Source organism: Sphingobium sp. TKS, assembly GCF_001563265.1.
GTDB lineage: Bacteria > Pseudomonadota > Alphaproteobacteria > Sphingomonadales > Sphingomonadaceae > Sphingobium.
Genome location: NZ_CP005084.1, coordinates 961,088 through 981,821 on the forward strand (window position 1 = coordinate 961,088; position 20,734 = coordinate 981,821).

Annotated in this window: 19 protein-coding genes; 8 read left to right on the forward strand and 11 right to left on the reverse strand. The window is 65.4% G+C overall.

Annotated elements, in window-relative coordinates; translation table 11 throughout:
* Positions 1–45: 45 nt before the first annotated feature.
* From K426_RS25135 to adh, 4 genes are all read right to left on the reverse strand, one after another.
* Positions 46–2,241: a NahK/ErcS family hybrid sensor histidine kinase/response regulator gene (locus K426_RS25135; protein WP_066563625.1), complete on the reverse strand. Its 2,196-nt coding sequence runs from the start codon at positions 2,239–2,241 to the stop codon at positions 46–48.
* The gene (locus K426_RS25140; RefSeq protein ID WP_066563627.1) at positions 2,238–3,395 is read right to left on the reverse strand and encodes an FIST N-terminal domain-containing protein; all 1,158 of its coding nucleotides are present in this window, start codon (positions 3,393–3,395) and stop codon (positions 2,238–2,240) included. Before K426_RS25140 ends, K426_RS25135 begins: the two co-directional genes overlap by 4 nt.
* Positions 3,396–3,436: 41 nt before the next feature.
* Entirely contained in the window at positions 3,437–3,826 is a 390-nt protein-coding gene (locus K426_RS25145) for a DUF779 domain-containing protein (protein ID WP_066563630.1), read from the reverse strand.
* Positions 3,827–4,102: 276 nt separating this feature from the next.
* A complete protein-coding gene (gene adh, locus K426_RS25150) occupies positions 4,103–5,623 on the reverse strand; it encodes an aldehyde dehydrogenase (RefSeq protein WP_066564003.1) in 1,521 nt (506 codons plus the stop codon).
* A gap of 232 nt (positions 5,624–5,855) precedes the next feature.
* Here adh and K426_RS25155 point away from each other — a divergent pair, with 232 nt between their 5' ends.
* The 3 genes from K426_RS25155 to K426_RS25165 all read left to right on the forward strand — a co-directional run bounded on the left by K426_RS25155 (position 5,856) and on the right by K426_RS25165 (position 9,194).
* Entirely contained in the window at positions 5,856–7,211 is a 1,356-nt protein-coding gene (locus K426_RS25155) for an IS1380-like element IS1247 family transposase (protein WP_006473457.1), read from the forward strand.
* A 287-nt stretch (positions 7,212–7,498) separates the two neighbouring features.
* Positions 7,499–8,335 carry a TIGR00266 family protein gene (locus K426_RS25160; RefSeq protein WP_066563632.1) on the forward strand — a complete coding sequence of 279 codons (837 nt, stop codon included), beginning with the start codon at positions 7,499–7,501 and terminating at the stop codon, positions 8,333–8,335.
* A 178-nt stretch (positions 8,336–8,513) separates the two neighbouring features.
* Complete coding sequence (locus K426_RS25165) at positions 8,514–9,194, forward strand: SDR family NAD(P)-dependent oxidoreductase (protein WP_066563635.1); 681 nt, start codon at positions 8,514–8,516, stop codon at positions 9,192–9,194.
* Positions 9,195–9,246: 52 nt separating this feature from the next.
* On the opposite strand, the gene K426_RS25170 is transcribed toward K426_RS25165, so the two are convergent.
* The 6 genes from K426_RS25170 to K426_RS25195 all read right to left on the reverse strand — a co-directional run bounded on the left by K426_RS25170 (position 9,247) and on the right by K426_RS25195 (position 14,775).
* Positions 9,247–10,563, reverse strand: coding sequence for an NRAMP family divalent metal transporter (locus tag K426_RS25170; RefSeq protein WP_082749175.1), 1,317 nt, complete (start codon positions 10,561–10,563; stop codon positions 9,247–9,249).
* A 136-nt stretch (positions 10,564–10,699) separates the two neighbouring features.
* Positions 10,700–11,662, reverse strand: a complete 963-nt coding sequence (locus K426_RS25175) for a methyltransferase domain-containing protein (protein WP_066563638.1) — start codon at positions 11,660–11,662, stop codon at positions 10,700–10,702.
* A gap of 2 nt (positions 11,663–11,664) precedes the next feature.
* Positions 11,665–11,877 (reverse strand): DUF5989 family protein, encoded by a 213-nt coding sequence (locus K426_RS25180; protein ID WP_066563640.1) that lies wholly within the window; start codon positions 11,875–11,877, stop codon positions 11,665–11,667.
* Positions 11,874–13,643 carry a carbamoyltransferase family protein gene (locus tag K426_RS25185; protein ID WP_066563642.1) on the reverse strand — a complete coding sequence of 590 codons (1,770 nt, stop codon included), beginning with the start codon at positions 13,641–13,643 and terminating at the stop codon, positions 11,874–11,876. The genes K426_RS25180 and K426_RS25185 overlap by 4 nt, the downstream gene beginning before the upstream one ends.
* Positions 13,643–14,371 (reverse strand): rubrerythrin family protein, encoded by a 729-nt coding sequence (locus K426_RS25190; protein ID WP_066563644.1) that lies wholly within the window; start codon positions 14,369–14,371, stop codon positions 13,643–13,645. Before K426_RS25190 ends, K426_RS25185 begins: the two co-directional genes overlap by 1 nt.
* Positions 14,368–14,775, reverse strand: coding sequence for a cupredoxin domain-containing protein (locus K426_RS25195; protein WP_066563645.1), 408 nt, complete (start codon positions 14,773–14,775; stop codon positions 14,368–14,370). Before K426_RS25195 ends, K426_RS25190 begins: the two co-directional genes overlap by 4 nt.
* 125 nt (positions 14,776–14,900) lie before the next feature.
* On the opposite strand from K426_RS25195, the gene K426_RS25200 reads away from it, so the two are divergent.
* The 5 genes from K426_RS25200 to K426_RS25220 all read left to right on the forward strand — a co-directional run bounded on the left by K426_RS25200 (position 14,901) and on the right by K426_RS25220 (position 19,323).
* Entirely contained in the window at positions 14,901–15,497 is a 597-nt protein-coding gene (locus K426_RS25200; RefSeq protein WP_066563646.1) for an RNA polymerase sigma factor, read from the forward strand.
* Positions 15,498–15,503: 6 nt separating this feature from the next.
* The gene (locus tag K426_RS25205; protein WP_066563650.1) at positions 15,504–16,121 is read left to right on the forward strand and encodes an anti-sigma factor family protein; all 618 of its coding nucleotides are present in this window, start codon (positions 15,504–15,506) and stop codon (positions 16,119–16,121) included.
* The gene (locus K426_RS25210) at positions 16,118–17,347 is read left to right on the forward strand and encodes a S8 family peptidase (RefSeq protein WP_237230122.1); all 1,230 of its coding nucleotides are present in this window, start codon (positions 16,118–16,120) and stop codon (positions 17,345–17,347) included. The genes K426_RS25205 and K426_RS25210 overlap by 4 nt, the downstream gene beginning before the upstream one ends.
* Positions 17,265–18,023: a TorF family putative porin gene (locus K426_RS25215; RefSeq protein WP_066563653.1), complete on the forward strand. Its 759-nt coding sequence runs from the start codon at positions 17,265–17,267 to the stop codon at positions 18,021–18,023. Before K426_RS25210 ends, K426_RS25215 begins: the two co-directional genes overlap by 83 nt.
* A gap of 88 nt (positions 18,024–18,111) precedes the next feature.
* A complete protein-coding gene (locus K426_RS25220) occupies positions 18,112–19,323 on the forward strand; it encodes a hypothetical protein (RefSeq protein WP_145907721.1) in 1,212 nt (403 codons plus the stop codon).
* A gap of 114 nt (positions 19,324–19,437) precedes the next feature.
* Here the strand turns inward: K426_RS25220 and K426_RS25225 are convergent, their stop codons facing one another.
* Positions 19,438–20,733, reverse strand: a complete 1,296-nt coding sequence (locus K426_RS25225; protein WP_066563659.1) for a dihydrolipoamide acetyltransferase family protein — start codon at positions 20,731–20,733, stop codon at positions 19,438–19,440.
* Position 20,734 lies beyond the last annotated feature (1 nt).

Sequence of the window (20,734 nt, forward strand, 5' to 3'; positions counted from 1 at the left end):
GCGCTACGCGTGGGGAGGATTAAGTTGTTCCCGACCTCCAATATCCTATTTCAACATCGTCCGCAGCAGCGCGCGCAATTGGGCGGGCTTGACCGGCTTGCCCAGCAGGGGAATGCCCCAACCGTCCAGCTTCGCCTTCAATTCCTCGCCCCGGTCGGCGGAGATCATCACCGACGGCACCACCCGCCCGAAATGGCCGTGCAGCCGCTCGATCACGGTATCGCCCGTCTCGCCGTCGTTCAGATGATAGTCGACCAGGATGATGTCGGGCGCCCCGTCCCCGGCAAAGGCGGCCACCGCCTCATCGAAACCCGCCGCCGTCGTCACCGTGCAGCCCCAGCCGCCCAGCAGCGTCGACATGCCGGTCTGGATCGCCCGCTCATTGTCGATCACCAGCACCTTGAGCCCGCGCATCGACCGGTCGCTGCGGGGCAGGCTGCCGCCCTCCCCCTCTTCCACCACCGCCTCGCCCGGCGGCACGCGGATGGAAAAGGTCGCGCCCTGCCCCGGCACTGATTCCAGCGTCACTTCATGGCGCAGCATGTCGCTCGCCCGGCGGACGATGGCGAGGCCCAGCCCCTTGCCCGCCGTCCGGCTATCGAGTCGGCGGAATTCCTCGAAAATCAGTTGCTGCTTGTCGAAGGGGATGCCGGGGCCGCTGTCGGTGACGCTCAGACGAATGCCTTCCGGCCCCGGCGCGCAGATGACGCGCACCGATCCGCGCTGGGTATAGCGCAGCGCGTTGGACAGGAAATTCTGGAGGATGCGGCGCAGCAGGCGGATGTCGGACCGGACCCAGACCTGCTCCGTCTCCACCGTCAGCGTCAGGCCCGATGAGCGGGCCATCGGCGCGAATTCCGTCCGCAGCGTGCCGAGCAGCCGGTCGATGCGGAAATCGCTGATCTCCGGCTGGATCGCGCCCGCATCGAGGCGGCTGATCTCCAGCAGCGCCTCCAGCAGATCCTCCACCGAATCCAGCGCGGTGGAGGTCTGGTTGACCAGCGCCCGCGTAGGCAGCGCCAGCCGCCGGTCGCCCAGCGCCGCGACGAACAGCCGCGCCGCGTTCAAGGGCTGCAACAGGTCATGGCTGGCGGCGGCCAGGAAGCTGGTCTTGGACAGATTGGCCTTTTCCGCCGCCGTTTTCGCGTCCATCAACTGCGCCTCGATCTGGCGCCGCTCAGCCACCTCCGCCTCCAGTTCGGACGTGCGCTCCGCCACGCGCCGCTCCAGCGACTCGGCCGTCTCGCGCAGCGCCGCCTGGGCGCGCAGCATGTCGGTGACGTCGGTAAAGCCGATCACCTGACCGCCGCGTTCCATGGCGTTGCTGCGTATCTCGAAGCGCCGTTCGCCCGCCTGGACCAGTTCGCTGCGATAGCGCGCCCCGCCCCGGTCGAGGCAGCCTTTGTCGTCCATGCCCAGCGTGCCCCGGCACCAATCCAGCAACGCCTCATGGGTGCCCCGTCCCTGCGCCCAATCCTCCGGCAATCCCAGCAGACGTTGCAGCGCCTCGTTCCACGCCGCCAGCCGCCCCTCCGCATCGAACAGGCACACGCCTTCGGAGAGGTTATCGAGCGTCGCCTGCAACACGATGTTGCGCTCGGCCAGTTCCCGCGCCCGGTCGCGGGCATCCTCCGCCTTCACCTCGGTTATGTCGGTATAGATGCCGACGATGCCGCCCTCGCTGGTGCGCAGTTCGTTGATCTGCACCCAGCGCCCATCGGACAGAGCCTGCACATGGCCGCCCTCCGCCACGCTGTGCCGCGCCAGCCGGTCCGACACCCAGCGGTCCTGCCCGACCGGGCGATGATGGGCAGCGGCGAGCTTGGCGATCTCGTCGAAATTCATGCCCTCGCGGATATGATCCGCAATTTCGGGCCAGAAACCCAGATAGGCCTCGTTATAGAGGACCAGCCGGTCCTCCGCGTCGAACAGGACGAAGCCCTCATTGATGGAGTCGATCGCGTCGCGCAGCCGCATCCGCGCTGCATCCGCCAGCGCATGAGCGGAAGCGAGGTCGGCATTGGCCTCCGCGAGCTTCGCCAGCGCATCTTCGAGCTGCACCGTCCGCTCGCGCACCATGGCTTCGAGGGAAATCGCCGTCTCGAACATCGAAAAGGCGTTGCCGGCCATGTCGCTCGATCGTTCGACGCGATCGATCAGCGCCGCATTGATCTTGCGCAGCTTGCGGTTCTCATGCCTGAGCGCCTCGATTTCGGCGGAAGAGAGGTCCGCTTCACTCATCGCCCGATGGCAAGGCCGCTGAAGGTCTGGTTGACGTGAAGGGCATGATATTGCTCGCCATAGGTGTTGAAGCCAATCACCCGGTGCCGACCATAAAGCGCCGACACGTCCCGGCTGATCTGCCGCTGTTCGGCATCGATGCGGTTGAGCACGCAATCGAAGGCGATGATCCGGTCGACCTGCCCGACCTCGGCGGCAATATCCGCAAACAGGGCGTCCATACGCGCAATCCGGTCCACCGGCTCGCCCACGGTCATCACGATCCCCTCATCGATGGCGCAGTAGAAGGTGAGGCTGCCGTCGGGGTTCGCACTCTGGATCGACCGCACATGATAATCGCCTCCCGCCCGCACCATCAGCGGATGCGCGGCATAGAAGGCAACGCCCAGCGCCTCGCCCGCATGACCCGCGAGCCTCAGATATTCCTGCGCGGCGGGTTCCGCATTGATCTCGGTCACGATCCGGTCCTGCGGAATGGCGCCGGTGACGACCATCTTCGCCTCGCTCGGCCGGTAATGCTGAGCCTTGAACACATGAATGGGGCGCGGCGTCGACAGGATCGCCACCACCGCCGCTCGCGGCTGAAAGCGGCCTCCGTCGAAAATCGCCGTTTCGCGGAACGCCATGCCGTCGCCCGACGATCCGCCGATCAGCGCGATGTCGCCCAGCGCATCCTGGATCGTCATGGTCAGCAATTCCTCCCGGTGCGACAGGCCATCGACCAGGAACAAGGCGACGTGATTGACCCTGTCGCCCAGATGGCGGCTTTCCCGCTCGGCGCGGGCGGCAAGGCTGCGCACCGCCTGGCGCGCGGCAGCGGGGTCGAAATTCTCGATATCGTCGAAGCAAAGCGAGCTCATGTGAAATGCGGAAGCAGGAAAGCCGATGACGCTCAAACTGTCCTCATCATAGCCATTTTCGGTGAGCTCGCCCGAACTGGTACAGCCGATCGCCACCACGCCATCGCCCCCCATATTCTCCTTCTGCCGGTTGACCGCGCGGGCCAACGCCTCCCGGTCGAAGCGATGCGAGCAGAAAAGCAGCATCCCGGCCAGCGGCTCGTCGCCCAATTGCCCGGCCACGTCCGCCATGGCCTTGGCCGGATCGCCCGCATGGCTCGACGCAAAGGCGATTTCCGATGCCAGCACCGTCATTTTCCTCTCCCGCAGATTCTCCTGTTCTTATCTATGCATAATCAGCCGCCGCGCAAAGGTTCGCCCGCTGCGGCGAGCGCTTCCACCTCCTCGTCGGTGAACACCCGCGAGCGGACGATGAAGCGCATCCCCTCCGGACTTTCCAGTGACATGCCCGCGCCGCGCCCCGACACGACGTCGATGGTGATCTGGGTATGGCGCCAATATTCGAACTGCGCCGCGCCGATCCACACCGGCACGTCGCCCGCGACATGGCCCAGCAGCACGTCCTGCCCTCCGACCTTGAACTCGCCACGGGGGAAGCACATCGGCGCGGAGCCATCGCAACAACCGCCGGACTGATGGAACATCAAGGGGCCGTGGCGCACGGTCAGCCGGGCGATCAAGGCTTCGGCTTCTAACGTGGCAAGGATGCGGGGTGGAAGGTTCATAGGGTTCACTCCTACCCCTCTCCCTTGAGGGAGAGGGCTGCGCAGACTTGGCAGCTTGCTGCCTAGTCGAAGCTGGGTGAGGGGGATAGCGCAGGTGCCACCCCCTCATCCAACTCCGCCTAGCTTCGCTCCGCTCAGCAAGGCTCCATATCCTTCTCCCTCAAGGGAGAAGGAAAAAACAAAAAAAGCGGGCACCTGTCTCCAGGCGCCCGCCGAAAGCCGAAGGCGTGAAAGAGGAGAGGCCCGCCTTCGGCATGGTGCGACCCGCCGCTCGCCTCAGAAAAAGCCCAAGGCCTTGGTGCTGTAGCTCACCAGCAAATTCTTGGTCTGCTGATAATGGTCCAGCATCATCTTGTGGGTTTCGCGGCCGATGCCCGACTGTTTGTAACCGCCAAAGGCCGCGTGGGCTGGATAGGCATGGTAGCAATTGGTCCACACGCGCCCGGCCTGGATATTGCGGCCCATGCGATAGGCGGTGTTGCCGTTGCGGCTCCACACGCCCGCGCCCAGACCGTAAAGCGTGTCGTTGGCGATGTGGAGCGCGTCCGCCTCATCCTTGAAGGTCGTGACCGACAGCACTGGGCCGAAAATTTCCTCCTGGAAGATGCGCATCTTGTTATGCCCTTCCAGCACGGTCGGCGTCACATAATAGCCCTGCTCCAGCTCGCCGCCCAGATGCGCACGCGTACCCCCGGTCAGCACCTTCGCGCCCTCATCCCGACCGATGTCGATATAGGAAAGGATCTTCTCCAACTGATCGTTCGACGCCTGCGCCCCGATCATCGTCGCGGGATCGAGCGGGCTGCCCTGCACGATCTTCTGCACGCGGGCGACGGCGCGCTCGATGAACTTCTCGTAGATGCTCTCCTGCACCAGCGCGCGGCTCGGACAGGTGCAAACCTCGCCCTGGTTGAGCGCGAACATCGCAAAGCCCTCAAGGCATTTGTCGAAATAATCGTCGTCCGCGTCCATCACGTCGGCAAAGAAGATGTTGGGCGATTTGCCGCCCAGCTCCAGCGTCACCGGAATGAGATTTTCCGACGCATATTGCATGATCAGCCGCCCGGTGGTGGTTTCCCCGGTGAAGGCGATCTTGCTGATCCGCTTGTTGGTGGCCAGCGGCTTGCCCGCCTCGACGCCAAAGCCGTTGACGACGTTCAGCACGCCTTCGGGGATCAGGTCGCCCACCAGATCCATCAGCACCATGATCGACATGGGCGTCTGCTCGGCGGGCTTGAGCACCACACAATTGCCTGCCGCGAGCGCGGGGGCGAGCTTCCACGCCGCCATCAGGATCGGGAAGTTCCACGGAATGATCTGCCCGACCACGCCCAACGGCTCATGGAAATGATAGGCGACCGTGTCATGGTCGATCTCGGCAATCGACCCTTCCTGCGAGCGAACGCAGGCCGCGAAATAGCGGAAATGGTCGATGGCGAGCGGAATGTCGGCGGCAGTCGTCTCGCGGATCGGCTTGCCGTTGTCGATCGTCTCGGCCATGGCGAGCAGGTCGAGATTCTCCTCCATCCGCTGCGCGATGCGGTTGAGCACATTGGCCCGCTCGGTGGCGGAACGCTGACCCCAGCTTTCCTTGGCGAGATGCGCCGCGTCGAGCGCCAGCTCGATATCCTCGGCGGTCGACCGCGCGATCTTGCACACGCTCTGTCCCGTCACCGGCGAGATATTGTCGAAATAGTCGCCACGGGTCGGCGCCACCCACTGGCCACCGATGAAATTGTCGTATTTATCGCGGATCAGTGTCTTGCCCGCGAACCGCGCCATTGCCTGCTGTAACATCATCCTCTCCCGGACTCGTCTGAAACTTGAAGGACAGGATGAACCTTTCGGGAGAATGGGCAATTAGACCTTGGGTCGGGTCAGAACACGCCGCCGCTCATCGCGGACGGCGGGCGCCCCCGCCGGACAAGCCTCCAACCCACATTTCCCAAGTAAGGCGCTGATTTCGCTGTCCTGACCATTATATTTCCTATATAAAACATGGTGTTGAAGGCTGCGAGGGGCGCGTTTCATGGATCACCCAGAGGGTGCGGGCTTGCAACGGGCAGATCGGGTGGATTTCGACCCTCGCGTGCGGCTGGAATTTCGCGGCACGCAGCTCAGTTCCGACGGCGGCCTTCTGGTGATGCGCGAGCTTGATGACGCGCTCGGGTTGTCCGATTTGGCGTCAGCGGCGCTGCGCGATACTCGCTCTGGCAAGAACACGGTCCATCGGCTCGACGGCCTGTTCCGGCAATCAGTCTTTGGGCGGCTGGCCGGATACGAGGATGTCAACGACGCCAACCGTCTCGCCTGCGATCCGGTCATGCGCCAAGTTGTCGGCGGCAGAGCGGTCGATGCACAAGCGGCCTCGGCATCGCAGATGGGACGGTTCGAGACCGAGACGCTGGCTCTGGCCGGGAACCGTGCCGCGCTGGCCGACCTGAACGGGCAATGGATCGACCGGTTCCATGACCGTAACGGGCTGAAGTACATCGTTCTGGACATGGACAGCTCGGTCAGCCCGACCCATGGCGACCAGGAAGGGTCCGCCTGGAATGGCCATTTCGACTGTAGCTGCTATCACCCCAACTTTCTGTTCAACCAGTTCGGGATGCTGGAACGCTGCGCCCTGCGCCATGGCAACGTCCACAGCGCCGATGGCTGGCGTGATGTTCTCGACCCCGTCATTGCGCGCTACGCGGAGCGCGACCTTGGTGGCAGGTTCTTCCGGGCCGATGCTGCCTACGCGATCCCGGCGATCTATGAGCGATTGGAAGAAGCGCGGTTCTTCTACGCCATCCGGCTGCCCGCAAACGCGGTCCTCAAGGACAAGATCGCGCATCGGCTAACGCGCCCTGTCGGGCGGCCGTCACTGACCAAGGTCAAGCGGTTCTTCGAGGAATTCGAGTATCAGGCGGCGTCCTGGGACAAGGAACGCCGGGTGATCGCCAAGATCGAATGGCATCCGGGCGAACTGTTCCCGCGTGTCGGCTTCATCGTCACCAACCTGCCGATGGAGCCGGACTGGGTGGTGCGGTTCTACAACCAGCGCGGCACCGCCGAGCAGCACATCAAAGAGGGCAAATACGCCTTTCGCTGGACGCGGCTGTCGTGCCGGAAGTTCCGCGACAATGAGGTGCGGCTGCAACTGCACGCCCTGGCGTACAACCTGGCCACCTTCTTGCGCTGCATCGAGCTGCCCGAGGCCATGGCCGACTGGTCGTTGACCAGCCTGCAACTGAAGCTGATCAAGATCGGGGCACGTGTGGTCCGTCACGCCCGCACCATCACCTTCCAGCTGGCCGAGGTCGCTGTCACCGGCACGATGGTACGCGCCATCCTCGCCGCTATCCGCCGATTGCGAGCGCCACCGCTATGCGCATGATCGCGATCCACGCTCAAACTGAACGAAAGCGGCTGGACAGATCTGTCCGCTGCGCTGAAAAACGCCGCCCCTGGGCAAGGAAACAGCGGCTTCGCGGTCTGATCCGTCCAGATCCAGCAGTCTGCGCGACCGCAGGTGCCGCTTGCGGCAGAAAATCCTTGTCTAGCGCTCGGATACAGGCGATCTTCACCTCAAACGACACGCCACTTGGGGAATGCAGGTCCAAAGGGTGGCGCAAGCTGCCCGGAAGCGGCTATGACGAGCCCCGAAGCATCAGGAGCGCGAACATGCCGAACCCCAGTCCCTGGCAACATCATCGTCAACCCGGCCTGGCCGACGACATCGATTTCGAGATCAAGGGCCAGGAATTGCAATTTCTGGAGATCGAACTCGATCCGGGCGAAAGCGCCGTGGCGGAGGCCGGCGCCCTGGTCTGGAAGGATGCGGCGATCGGCATGACCACCGTCTTCGGTGACGGCAGCGGCGGCAGCGACGGCAGTTTCATGGGCAAGCTGCTGGGCGCGGGAAAGCGGCTCGTCACCGGAGAGAGCCTGTTCACCACGGTCTTCACGCATAACGGCCATGGCAAGGCGCGGGTCGCCTTCGCCTCCCCCACGCCGGGCGCGATCCTCCCCATCCGGCTCGACCAATATGGCGGCCGGCTGATCTGTCAGAAGGACAGTTTCCTGGCAGCGGCGAAGGGCGTTTCGATCGGCATCCATTTCCAGCAGCGGATCATGACCGGCCTGTTCGGCGGCGAAGGCTTCATCATGCAGAAGCTGGAAGGCGACGGCTGGGTGTTCGTCCAGATGGGCGGCACGATCGTGGAGCGCGAACTGGCGCCCGGCGAGCAGCTTCACGTCGATACCGGCTGCGTCGCGGCCTATACCGACACGGTGGATTTCGATCTGGAGCGGGCGGGCGGCGTGCGCAGCATCCTGTTCGGCGGCGAAGGCCTGTTCTTCGCGCGGCTGACCGGGCCGGGCAAGGTGTGGATACAGTCCCTGCCCTTCTCCCGCCTGGCCGGCCGCATGCTCGCGGCGGCGGGAAGCCGGGGAGGACAGAATCGCGGCGAAGGCTCCGTGCTCGGCGGCCTGGGGGATCTGATCGGCGGCAATAATTAACGGGGTTCGCGGCTGATGGCATGGTCTCGGTGAAGCTGGGCGGGACTTGCGGTCCCCTTGGTTGGTTCCGGTGTCTGCGCTAGGCTGAACGCATGCAATTCTGGAGTGTCTCACGATCGGGAACGATCGTCGCGACAATGCCCATTCCATGGGAACAGTCACGATAAAGGGGAAAGTCATGACAAGATCGGTTATCGTCACCGGAGGATTTGGCGCGCTGGGCCGCGTTGCCGCTGACGCCTTCATCGAACAGGGTTATGCGGTCGCCTGCATCGACTATGCTCCGGCGGCCAGGTCTGCCTTGCCGGGCGCGCTGGACATTGGCGGGATTGACCTGACGGACGGCGAGAAGACGAAAAACGCTCTGGCGCGGATTGTCGCCGCCCATGGTGGCATTGATGTCCTGGTCAATATCGCAGGGGGTTTCGTCTGGGACAAGCTGGCGGGTGGCGATCTGGGCAACTGGTCCCGGATGCAGGCGATGAACCTGACGACGGCCGCGACGATCACGCAATTGGCCTTGCCGCACCTGACCGCGGCCCGCGAGGGGCGGATCGTCAATATCGGGGCCGGCGCCGCGATCAAGGCGGGTGCCGGAATGGGCGCCTATGCGGCGGCAAAATCGGGGGTGCATCGCCTGACGGAGGCGTTGGCGGAGGAGCTTGTCGGCACCAGCGTAACGGTGAATGCGATCCTGCCCAGCATTATCGACACGCCGACCAACCGCGCCGACATGCCGGATGCGGACTTCGCGCAGTGGGTTCAACCTTCGACGATCGCCGACGTGATCCTATTCCTGGCCTCCAAGGCCTCTCGCGGCATATCAGGTGCGCTCATCCCGGTCACAAGAAACGAGTGAATCGCCCGCGGTTGGCACCGGCTCCACTCCAGGCGGTGATGGAGCAATCCAGTCAACTAAGGACGGTAAAGACAAGGAATATGCCGGTTGCGGCGAACATGACGATAGTGGCGCCCCAGCCCATGACGGTCGGACCGAAGGGGAGGCACAATCGTCCCATGGCGCGACGATTACGGGCTATGAGCATCATGACCACCATGAGGGGCGCAGCCAGAATGCCGTTGACGACAGCGGCCCAATAAAGCGCGCGGACCGGATCGATGCCAATTCCGTTTAGAGATGCCCCCCCGAGCGTCGTGGCAGCGATAGTTCCGTAGAACAGACGCGCCGACAGCGGCTTGGCGTCGAGGCTGCCGCTTAACCCCGCCATCTCGGTGACCGCATAGGCTGCCGATCCTGCCAGCACAGGAACGGCAAGCAGGCCCGTCCCGATAATGCCCAGGGCAAACATGGCGAAGGCGAATTTTCCGGCGATCGGGCGCAGCGCTTCGGCGGCCTGTGATGAGGTCGCAATGTCGTAAATGCCGTGAGCGTGGAGCGTGGCGGCCGTAGCGAAGACAATCGCGAGCGAGACCAAGGTGCTGAACGCCATCCCCGTCAATGTATCGAAGCGAATGCGCGCCAGCTCGCGGCCGGCCGTCTGCGGGGCGATGCAAAGCGGCTTGGCGTGATGGCGATGCTGCTCCTCAATCTCCTGCCCGGCCTGCCAAAAAAAGAGATAGGGGCTGATCGTCGTGCCCAAGATCGCCACGAGGGCCGTTGCGTAGGCGGCATTCCACTGAATTTCCGGCACGACGAGAGATCGGAGCGCGTGCGCCCACGGAACCTGCGCAACCATGACTACGGCGAAATAGGTGAAGAGCGAGAGTGTCGTCCATTTCAATATGGATGCATAACGAGGGTAGCTCAGTCCCACCTCAGCCAGGATACAGACGATTCCAAATGACAGGGTGTAAAAGGTGGAATTTCCCCCTGCCAAAAGAGACAGCGCTGCGCCCATGGCGCTCAGATCGGCGCCCAGATTGACAATATTGGCAATCAGCAGAAGGGCCACGACCGTCCAGAGCAAGGGACGCGGATAGTGACGGCGCAGATTGCGCGCGATCCCGGCGCCGGTCACCCTTCCAATTTCGGCCGCCACCTGCTGGATTGCGACCATGAGGGGAAAGCTGAGGACGAAAGTCCATGCAAGACCATATCCGAACTGCGCTCCGACCTGGCTGTGCGTGCCAATCCCGCTTGGGTCGTCGTCCGCCGCGCCAGTGATGAGCCCCGGCCCAAGACGGCGCAACATGGCTCTCAAGCCGGGCGTCCCGGATCTTTCTCCCCTTCCCGGAGCGGCTGCCGTATCTTCCATCACCTCGTCCATCTCCCCGATATTTCAGTGACCGAAGGATGAAACGATCCGTATTAGTACGTGACGAGAGAAACAAGATAATCGCCTGAGAGTCTGTTTGGAAATGCGCGGAAGAGCGCATTTTAGCGCCGGCGCCGATCCAGGCTGGCTACCCCGCGCGCCCGACCGCCGCGAAAAGACCACCTTCCCAGCCGATCCGGCCGATCCAGCCGATCTGCGCCAACAGGTCTTCCAGCCACCATTGATCTTCCTCGGCGTCGGTCAACCGCATATCCTCCATCTGGCCGAGCAACGCGCTGGGGAAGGTCCGGACATAGGCGATGCCGTTGTCCGCGAACCAGCGGCGGAGCTGCGCCAATGTGTGGCTATGCTCTTCGGGATGATGATATTGATCGCGCAGCCAGGCCCGATACCGACCTGGCTGCAGCCGACGGCTGGCGAGCACCGGATCGCCCGGAACCCAGCGCCCGCCGCTCAGCATTGCGACCCCCCGCCTCAACCTGTGCGGCAGCCGCGCATAGCGGTTGTAGAGACCGATGACGATCAGGCCGCCAGGGCGAACCAGCCGGGCCACATGCCCGAACGCAGCGCGGGGATCGGGCGTGTGATGCAGCACGCCCGAGCAATAGACGATATCGAAGGCACCCTCACGCAGCCCCGAAAGATGCAGGTCGGTTTCGACGAATTCGACCTGGCCGATGTCGAGCCGCCGGGCCGCCGCCCGGCCGAGCGCCAGCGACGCGCGGCAGAGATCCGCGGCAATCACCATCCGCTCGCCGCGCGCGAGATAGAGGCTCATCTGGCCGGTGCCGCAACCCATCTCCACGATCCGCGCATCATAGGGGATCGCCGCATCGAGCAGCCGGGCGAACGGGCTGCGCTCCGCCCGGGCGCGCAGCCAGTCGATGCTGTCGCGGGGCGGATAGCCGGGGAATGGCGCCGCCTCATAGAAATTCCTGACCAACTCGGTTCGCGCAGCGCCGGGCAGGCGCAGCTCGGCTATGCCGTCGGCCTGCCGGTAGCCTGCCGCGCATTCGCGACAGCATAGCGCCTCATCCAGCCGCCCGCCGCACCGGGGACAGGCAAGCAGCGGCAGGGCGCGCGCATCCATCCCTAGAAGATCGAGTAAATGAAGGGCGCCAGCGCCTCAACGCCGGCCGCCAGCGTCAATATCACCCCCACGGAGCAGAAGAAGATCACCGGCGGGATCATCCAGCGCCGCCCGCCGGGCGCCCGCCACAGACCCCGCACCAGATCCGCGATGGTCCCGGATGCACTGCCGACGATGATGAGCTGGCGCCGCAAGCGCCCCTTGCGCGGGATCATGCCACTGCCTCCAGTTCATGGTCCTGCCGCGCATGATCGCGGCGGACCATCAGATTATCCGCGATCAGCACGTCCATGCCGGCGCGGCGGAATGTCGAATAGCCTTCCGCGGCGCTGGTCACGATCGGATCGCCAGCCAGGTTGAAGGATGTGTTGAGCAGGACGGGAGAGCCGTGACGCTGCCAATAGGCCATGAGCAGCGCGTGCAGGCGAGGCGCCATGGCCCGCTCCACGATCTGCACGCGTGCGGTGCCGTCGACATGGGTGACGGCGCGCAGTCGATTCCGCCATTCAGGCCGGACCGGGAAAACGCCCGACATGAACCGGCCCAGACGTGCGCCGCCCGCGGGCAACTCGAAATAGGTCGCTGCATGTTCGGCGGGCACCACCGGCGCAAAGGGGCGGAAGGATTCGCGAAATTTGATGTCGCGGTTGATCCGGTCGCGCATCGCCGCATCGCCCGGATCGGCAAGGATGCTGCGGTGGCCGAGCGCGCGCGGCCCGAATTCCGCCGCGCCCTCCATCCATCCGACGATCGCGCCGTGCCCGATCGCATCGACCAGCCGGTCGATCAGTGCCGCATCCCCCACTCGTTCGAAGGGCAGCCCGTCCTCAGCGGCCAGCCGCGCCAGATCGTCGGCCTCGACCGCGGGCCCCCAGAAGGGATGATCGGGGCAATCGCGATGCGGCTGGCCGAACAGGATGCGGTCGGCCCAGAGCGCCGCCCCCAAGGCGCAGCCCGCATCGCCCGGCGCGGAGGGCACGAACAGCCGCTCATAGCCCGCTTCGCGCAGGATGCGGGCATTGGCGACCCCGTTCAGCGCCACGCCGCCGCCCAGGCAGAGATCGGGCAGGCCGGTTTCCTTCTGAAGCGCGGCGGCGATGTCGACGATCACCTCCTCCAGCACAAGCTGCGCGCTCGCCGCGACATCGGCTTGATGCTGCCCCAGCGGCGTCGCAAGGTCGATCGGCTCGAACCGATCGCGGGGCGGGCCGAACAGTTCGACAAAGCGGCGGGAATAGGCGGCGTCGACCGCCTGATGATAATCGAAATAGCGAAGGTCCAGCGCAAAGGCTCCATCGGGCGTCCGTTGCAGGATGCGCCGCACCTCCCCGGCGAAGCGCGGCGTGCCATAAGCGGCAAGCCCCATGACCTTATATTCCCCCTCATTGACCTGAAATCCCAGCCAGGCGGTGAAGGCGGAATAGAAAAGGCCGAGCGAATGGGGAAAGCGCACTTCCCGCCGCAGGCTGATTTCCGTCGGCCCGCCCACCTGCTTGCGCGCCTGCCCCACCGTCAGCGTCGCCCATTCGCCCACGCCGTCGGCGCTCAGGATCGCGGCCCGTTCGGTCGGGGCGGTCAGGAAGGCGGCGGCTGCGTGCGAGAGATGGTGGTCGGTAAAATGAACGCGCTTTACCGGGATTCCCAACTGCGCGCTGATGATGCCGCGCACCCATAATTTCTCCCCCACCATATTCTTCATCGCCCTGGGGAAGATGCGCCAGCTATGCGGAAAGCCGCGCAGCAACGTCGTCAGCACCCGGTCGAACTTGAGCGCGGGCCGTTCATAGAAGATCACCGCGTCCAGATCGTCCGGCTCCACCGCTGCCTGGTCGAGGCACCATTGGATGGCGCGCAGGGGAAAGGCCGGGTCGTTCTTGGATCGCGACAGGCGCTCCTCCTGCACGGCGACGACGGGCAGCCCGTCGATCGTCAGTGCAGCGGCCGCATCATGGTAGAAGGCTGAAATGCCGAGGATCTTCATCAATATTGCCCTCCGCCATCGTCGCGCGGCTGATCCTTGCACATGTGCCAGCCGGACGCCTCCCGCCGGGCCGCCCGCTTCGCCATCCAGGCGAAAGGCGCCAGCAGCAGGAAATAGAGCAAGGTCAGCATGACCCGCGAGATCATGTCGGCCAGGATCAGCGCCAGCCGCAAATAGGCCCGCCAGAGCCGTCGCAGGCGTGCGACCCACACCGCCCGGCGGCCGCGATCCGGCGCCAGGCGAGCGAGTTCGTCGTGCGAATAGCGCATATGCCCCTCCTCGTCGCGGGCGATCCGCGCGATCACCGCCTGCGTCTCCGGATCATGGTCCAGCGCCGCGCCATAAGCGGCAAAGGCGTGCGCCGCGGCCCGTTCCGACAGATGGATAAAGGCCAGCAGCGCGACCATGCTTTCTCTCTCGACCTCCAGCCGGTCGAAGCCGCGCTCGCCGGGAATCAGCCCGTCGCCCCATGCGCGATCGGGGCCGGGATCGGCCAGCGTCCGCCGCAGCGCGAGTCCCCGCTCGCGGAATAAAGCGGCGTGGCGCACCTCGTCCCTTCCATGGGCGAAGAGGCGGCGGCGCAGCAAAGGATCGCGCGTGATTTCCGCCGTGCGGAAAAGGTCGCGCGCGCCCTGCGCCTCGACCTCCGCAAATTGCAGCAGCTTGCGCGCCCGGCGGCGCGGGTCGCCCCACACCATCCGGTCGATCGGCGCGCGCCAGCCCATCATTGCACCACGATCCGCCCGGTCATCCCCAACATGCTGTGCATGAAATGGGTGCAGCGTATCTTGTAGCGGCCCGGCGACGGCGCGATCAAATGGATGTCGACGCTTTCCCCGCCGCTAAGTTCGACCCGGCCTCCGCTGATCCTGGCCGCATCCTCGGGCCTGATCCGCGCCTGGGCGAAAAATTCCTTCCCGGCAAAATCATGCCCTCCCGACGCATTGTTGACGAAATGCAGCCGGTACGGCTGGCCATGTTCCAGCACGATGTCCGCCGGCTCGAACCGGAAGCTCGACAGTTGGATGGTAACGAGCCGGGCGCCGCTCCAACTGTCGGCCTCGGGCTGCGCCCCGGCGGTCGATGCCAGAATGAGAGCGGCCAGAACCGCAGACCATCGCGCATGAGACATGTCATGCCTCCTTCCTCAATAGCCCTGAGTGGCGCGGGCCGAAGCGGCCGGTTCATGGCCCCCTGCAAAATATTTTTGAACCGCCGCGCCAGCGGGCGCACACTCATGCAGCGAAGGAGTCGCTCTTGGAGACAGTCGGGAAGGCAGGCCGAACGGAAGCGAGCGCGCATGCGCGCGCCGAGGAGGATCTGTATCTGCTCGCGCGGGTCAAGCGGCGCGATCTCAAGGCGTTCGAGGCGCTCTATCGCCATTATCAGCCGCGCCTCGCGCGGTTCCTGACGAACATCCTGCGCCGCCCGCATCTGGTCGAGGAGGTGCTGGACGATACGTTGCTGGTGCTATGGGACCGGCCCGACAGTTTTTCCGGCAGGTCGAAACTGTCGACCTGGCTGTTCACCATCGGCTGGCGCAAGGCGATGAAGGCGCTACGCAAACAGGACGATCCGGTGGAGGACAGGTTCATCGAAGAACGGATCAACCCCGATCGCTCGCCCGAACAATGCGCCGGCGACAACAGGATACGCGCCGCGCTGCTCCACGCGCTGGCGGACCTTTCGCCGGAGCAGCGGGCAGTCGTCGACCTCAGCTATTTTCACGAGATCGGCTATCGCGATATCGCGGAGATCATGGATTGCCCGGTCGATACGGTGAAGACGCGGATGTTCCATGCCCGGCGGCACTTGCGGCGCGCCCTGCCGGGCGATTATGGCGACTGGATCTGACAGGTCATGGCCGACATTCTCTCCTTTCGCGGCGATCCGCACCGGGCGATGGAAATGCTGCTGCCCTGGTATGTCACGGCGCAGTTGGACGCCGATGACCAGGCGCTGGTGGAAGCGCATCTGCATGACTGCGGCCAATGCCGGACGGCCCTGGACCGGGAAAAACGGTTAAAGGCGGCCATAGCAGGGCTGCCGATCGGAACCGATCTGGGCTGGGAAAAGTTGCAACGCCACCTGGCGCCGACCCAAAGGGCCGAACGCGTGACGCCGCCCCGGCGAACCTTCGCATGGCCGGTGCTGGCGGCCGTCGCCGCGATGCCGGCCATGCTGCTCTGCGGGGCCGTTCTCCTTTTCCGCCCGGCGGCGCAGCAGGCCGATTATCGCACGCTGGGCGCACCGGCGGCGCGGGGCGACGGCAACATACTCGTCATCTTCCGGCCCGATACGCCTGAACGGGAATTGCGCTTCACGATCGAACGCGCCGGAGCGAGGCTGGTCGACGGTCCGACCGCCGCCGGCGCCTATGTGCTGGATGTCGCGCCGACCCGGCGGGATGCGGCGCTGGCCGATCTGCGCACGCGGCGCAGCATCATGCTCGCCCAGCCGATCGAGCCCGCGCCATGATCCCGGCGCTGTTCCGCCTGCGCGCGACGATCGCATTGCTGATCGCGGCACTCGCCGCGCCCGCCGCCACGCACCCGGCCAAGGGGGAGCAGATATTGGTGATGCTCCATCTTCCGCCGGCTCATTTCCGGGCGGGCGGCGACTATGACGGCGACTATGGCGACGGCATTCGCCGCGCCCAGATGCTGCGCGCGGCGCAGCGCATCGCCCGCGATCATCATCTGACGCTGGTGACGGACTGGATGATGCCGGTCATCGGCCTCGACTGTTTCGTGATGCGCGTGCCCGACGGGGCATCTGCGGAAGCGATGATGCAGGAGCTGGCGAAGGACAGCCATATCGCCTGGTCGCAGCCGATGCATGACTATCAGACCCTCGGCGGCGCTCAAGGTCATGATGACCCGCTCTACCCCGCCCAACCCGCACGAACCCTCTGGCATCTGGACGCGGTCCACCGGCTGGCGACGGGGCGCGGCGTCACGGTGGCGGTGATCGACAGCGGCATCGGCGCGCGCCACCCCGATCTGGCGGGGCAGGTGCGGGCCAATGTCAATCTCGTCACGGGCAGGGCTTTCGCGGCCGAAGCGCATGGCACGGCGATCGCCGGCATCATCGCGGCGCGGGCCCACAACCGGATCGGCATGGTGGGGGTGGCGCCGGACGCGCAACTGCTGGGCTTGCGCGCCTGCTGGCAGGCGGGCAGCCCTGGGTCGATCGCATTGTGCGACAGCCTCAGCCTGGCCCGGGCGATCCATTATGCCATCGATCATAAGGCAGCGGTCATCAACATGAGCCTGGGCGGGCCGCCGGACCGCTTGCTTTCCACGCTGCTGGACGCGGCCATGGCGCGCAACATGGCAGTCGTGGCCGCCTATGACCCGCATCGGCCGGACGGCGGTTTCCCCGCCTCCTGGCCGGGGGTCATCGCCGTCTCCGGCAGTCCGGTATCGGGCAGGCACGCGCCCGTCCAGATCGCGCCGGCGACGGGCATCCCGGCGACCGAGCCCGGCGGCAAATGGAGCCTGGTGGACGGTACATCCTATGCGGCGGCGCATGTCAGCGGCCTCATCGCCTTGATCGATCAGGCGCGGGGGCATAGGCAGGGACGCTTCATGTTCGTGATGTCGGCAGGAGGGGTGATCGATGCGCTCGCCACGGTGCAAGGCAGGGCCGCAGGGTGCGACGGCGCCTGCGCGGTGGCCGTGGCATCGGCGGGCCGCGACTAAACAACTAGGCCGTTGCGCCCTGCTGCTGACCGCTCATCTTTTCGCCACCCCCGCCGCCGCGCAACTGGGTGGCAGCCTGACCCTTTCCAGCCAGACCCGGCTGCGCGGGCAGCCGATCAGCGATCATCGGCCCGTCGCGGAGCTGGAAATGGTGCATGACGGTGACGAGGGCTTCTATCTCGGCGCTGCAGCGGCGCTGGTCGCGACGCGCGACGAAGGGCTGAAGCCATTGTCCTTCCGGCCCTATGCCGGATTTGCAAAGCACCTGTCGGATGCGGCGACGATCGATGTCGGCATCGTCCACAACCGCTACAGCGGCTATTCCGCCATCAACGGCGGCGGCAGTTATACCGAAGCCTATGTCGGCATCGCCGGTCGGCATGTTTCCGGCCGCCTTTACCTGTCACCCGCCTATTTCCTCAGGGACGCGCCGACGCTCTACATGGAACTGAACGGCCATCTGGGCCTTGCCCGCAATTGGACGCTGGTCGGCCATGCCGGGCGGCTGACCTTTTTGAAGGATCGGCCGGACAGCTATGCGGGGGACGCCACCGACTGGCGTTTGGGCCTGCGCCGCCGCCTTGGCCGGGTCGATCTTGACGTCGCCTGGACCGGTCAGGATGGGCAGCATGGCGCAGAAGGCGCGCTGGTGATCGCGCTGGCCTTCGCCCTTTGAACCACCGGCGGCGGCAGCGGCACAAAGGCTTGCCATGCCCGTCCATGCCGCCCGTCCGACAATGGTTCCGCTTTTCCGGCGTATCCGCATGAGCCAGGCGCTGCGCCCAGGCGCCATGCTGTGCGTCGGCGCCGCCGCGCTGCTGCTGGGCGGGCTGGCGATCGGCATGACCCGTGCCTGGGTCGACCGCCATCTGCTCCCCGACATTCTCGTGCCCAGCGACTGGCTGATGACGATCGTTCAGATCGAGCGGCTCATCCTGATGGCGCTCGCGCTTGTCCTGATGCTCGCGCTGCGCTGGATCAGGGCCGGACGCGGCGACAGATTGTGGCGCGGGATCGTCATAGGCATGGCCGTACTGCTGGCCTTGCCCGCGAGCGAGGTGATCCTGCAATGGAACTCCGGGCGGAAAGGCCGGCCATGGACTCCGGGCGATGAGCCGCTGCGCCGGGTCGATCCGCTGCTCGGCTGGGTCTATGTCCCGTCGCGCCGCGTGGCCGACCCGGAATATGCGTGGCGGCCGCACTATCAGATCGACAGCCATGGCTATCGGGTCGCTCCCGGCGCGCCGCCGCTCGACCTGACAGCCCCCTCGATCCTGTTTGTCGGGGAATCGATCATGTTCGGCAAGGGACTGAACTGGCGGGATACGCTGGCGGGAAAAGTGCAAGGGTCGAGCGGCATCCAGAGCGCCAATCTGGCGGTCAACGCCTATTCCGTCAGCCAGAGCTTTCTGCATCTCCAGCGCGAACTCCCGCGCTTCCGGAATCCCAGGGCGGTGGTCTTCCTGTTCTCGCCCAGCCTGATGGCGCGCGACCTCGACCATAACCGGCCCTGGATCGACAGCGCGGGGCGTTGGCACGCGGCAGAGCCGAGCTGGGCGCTCGGCCATCTGGGACGGGTGCTCTTTCCCTATCATGGCGCGGCCGCCATCAATGAAGCCATCGCCAGCGACCGCCGCCTGTTAAAGGCCGCGGTCGCGATGGCGCGGGCGCGCGGCGCCCGGCCGCTGATCCTGGTGCCCGTGTTCCAGCCCGAAGGCGCGCGCGAACTCGCCCTTGGGCGGGCGATTTTCGGCAACGGCGCCATTCCGCATCTTATGGTGCCGCTCGCCCCGGACTGGCGGCTGCCGCGCGATTCCCATCCTGACGCCAGGGGTCACGCCGCGATGGCCCGTGCGATTCTTCACGAGTTTGAAGGGCCGGAATCCCTGACTGCCCCGGCCGTTCACCGGCAATCTCAAACCACCCTCGGGCGCGGATCCGATCCTCTCACTGGAGCGCGACGGATAAGTCCGTGAGCGCCACTCGACCATTTGGCATTATCCCTAAGCCGCCGGGTGATCCGCGTTTGGAATCGCCTCGCCCCTCCGGTTCGGCATAAGAGCGCTGTCCTCCTCCCGGGCTTTCGTCCTTCAGGCCAAGATGCGCACCGGCTCTTCCACCAGGGCGCGTAGTGCCTGTATGAACCGAGCCGCGACCGCGCCATCGATGGCGCGATGATCGAAGCTGGCAGTCGCGGCGACTATGGTTGCAAGGCCGATCTTCCCATCGACCTTCCATGGCTGCTCGACGCCCGCGCCAACGCCGAGAATTAACGCCTGTGGCGGGTTGATGACGGGAAATATCTCATCGATCCCGAACATGCCGAGATTGGAGATGGACGCGGTGCCGCCCTGATATTCCTCGGGCAGCAACTTCCCGTCGCGCGCCTTGATGGCGAGCATCTTGCTGGCCGTTGCGATGGCGGAAAGCGAGAGCGTGTCCGCACCTTGGATCACCGGCGTGACGAGACCGCCATCGATCGCCACAGCCATCGAAATGTCGACGCGACCGAAGCGATGCAGTTCGTCGCCGCCGAACTGCACGTTCGCATCCGGCACCTCGACGAGCGCGAGCGCCATGGCCTTTATCAGCATGTCGTTGACGCTGAGCTTGACGCCGCGTGAGGCGAGGCCGGCGTTCAGTTCACCCCGCAGTTTCAGCAGCGGATCGAGATTGCAACGCGCCGTCAGGTAAAAATGCGGAACGGTCTGCTTGGCTTCGGTGAGCCGCCGCGCGATCGTCTTGCGCATCGAGCTGAGCTTGACCGATTGCGCCGGGACGCCTGCAGGGGGGCTCGCGATCGCGGGCGCCGGTTGAACGGCGATCGCCTGGGGAACGGCGTCGGGTCGTGACGTAACGAGTGACCCGATGCCAAGGTCCGCTCGAACAATGCGGCCATTGGGGCCCGTCCCGCTAATGCCGTCAAGGTTGATTCCCTTGGCCCCGGCGATGCGAAGGGCAAGCGGGCTGACCTTGACCCGTTCGGCAGGCGACAGGCGGGCACGGGGCGCGGCCACTTCCGGCGCATGCCTGGGCTGGACAGGGGCTTGAGCGGGCATGGACGCCACTGGGGTGGCCTCGACGGGCCCGGCAGCGGCAGGAACCGGAACCGCCTGCTCGAGCACGGGCTCCGGAACGGCGTCGCCGGATTCGGCGATCAAGGCTATGACCGTCCCGACCGCGACGTCGTCTGTGCCTTCGGCGATGACGAGACTTGCGATGCGACCTCCATCGGCTGCCTCAATCTCCATCGTCGCCTTGTCGGTTTCGACTTCGGCGACAGGATCGCCGGGCTTCACCATGTCGCCTTCGGCCACCAGCCATCTTGCGAGCGTGCCTTTTTCCATCGTCGGCGACAGCGCCGGCATCTTGAGTTCGATCGGCATG

Excerpts from the sequence above, each read along its gene's own strand:
- K426_RS25210 (WP_237230122.1), top strand. The coding sequence starts at position 16,118 with ATGATCCCGGCGCTGTTCCGCCTGCGCGCGACGATCGCATTGCTGATC.
- K426_RS25205 (WP_066563650.1), top strand. The coding sequence starts at position 15,504 with ATGGCCGACATTCTCTCCTTTCGCGGCGATCCGCACCGGGCGATGGAA.
- K426_RS25180 (WP_066563640.1), bottom strand. The coding sequence starts at position 11,877 with ATGATCCCGCGCAAGGGGCGCTTGCGGCGCCAGCTCATCATCGTCGGC.
- adh (WP_066564003.1), bottom strand. The coding sequence starts at position 5,623 with ATGTTACAGCAGGCAATGGCGCGGTTCGCGGGCAAGACACTGATCCGC.
- K426_RS25185 (WP_066563642.1), bottom strand. The coding sequence starts at position 13,643 with ATGAAGATCCTCGGCATTTCAGCCTTCTACCATGATGCGGCCGCTGCA.
- K426_RS25155 (WP_006473457.1), top strand. The coding sequence starts at position 5,856 with ATGGATCACCCAGAGGGTGCGGGCTTGCAACGGGCAGATCGGGTGGAT.
- K426_RS25160 (WP_066563632.1), top strand. The coding sequence starts at position 7,499 with ATGCCGAACCCCAGTCCCTGGCAACATCATCGTCAACCCGGCCTGGCC.
- K426_RS25215 (WP_066563653.1), top strand. The coding sequence starts at position 17,265 with ATGCGCTCGCCACGGTGCAAGGCAGGGCCGCAGGGTGCGACGGCGCCT.
- K426_RS25225 (WP_066563659.1), bottom strand. The coding sequence starts at position 20,733 with ATGCCGATCGAACTCAAGATGCCGGCGCTGTCGCCGACGATGGAAAAA.
- K426_RS25190 (WP_066563644.1), bottom strand. The coding sequence starts at position 14,371 with ATGATGGGCTGGCGCGCGCCGATCGACCGGATGGTGTGGGGCGACCCG.
- K426_RS25145 (WP_066563630.1), bottom strand. The coding sequence starts at position 3,826 with ATGAACCTTCCACCCCGCATCCTTGCCACGTTAGAAGCCGAAGCCTTG.
- K426_RS25140 (WP_066563627.1), bottom strand. The coding sequence starts at position 3,395 with ATGACGGTGCTGGCATCGGAAATCGCCTTTGCGTCGAGCCATGCGGGC.
- K426_RS25165 (WP_066563635.1), top strand. The coding sequence starts at position 8,514 with ATGACAAGATCGGTTATCGTCACCGGAGGATTTGGCGCGCTGGGCCGC.
- K426_RS25135 (WP_066563625.1), bottom strand. The coding sequence starts at position 2,241 with ATGAGTGAAGCGGACCTCTCTTCCGCCGAAATCGAGGCGCTCAGGCAT.
- K426_RS25220 (WP_145907721.1), top strand. The coding sequence starts at position 18,112 with ATGAGCCAGGCGCTGCGCCCAGGCGCCATGCTGTGCGTCGGCGCCGCC.
- K426_RS25195 (WP_066563645.1), bottom strand. The coding sequence starts at position 14,775 with ATGTCTCATGCGCGATGGTCTGCGGTTCTGGCCGCTCTCATTCTGGCA.
- K426_RS25170 (WP_082749175.1), bottom strand. The coding sequence starts at position 10,563 with ATGGACGAGGTGATGGAAGATACGGCAGCCGCTCCGGGAAGGGGAGAA.
- K426_RS25175 (WP_066563638.1), bottom strand. The coding sequence starts at position 11,662 with ATGGATGCGCGCGCCCTGCCGCTGCTTGCCTGTCCCCGGTGCGGCGGG.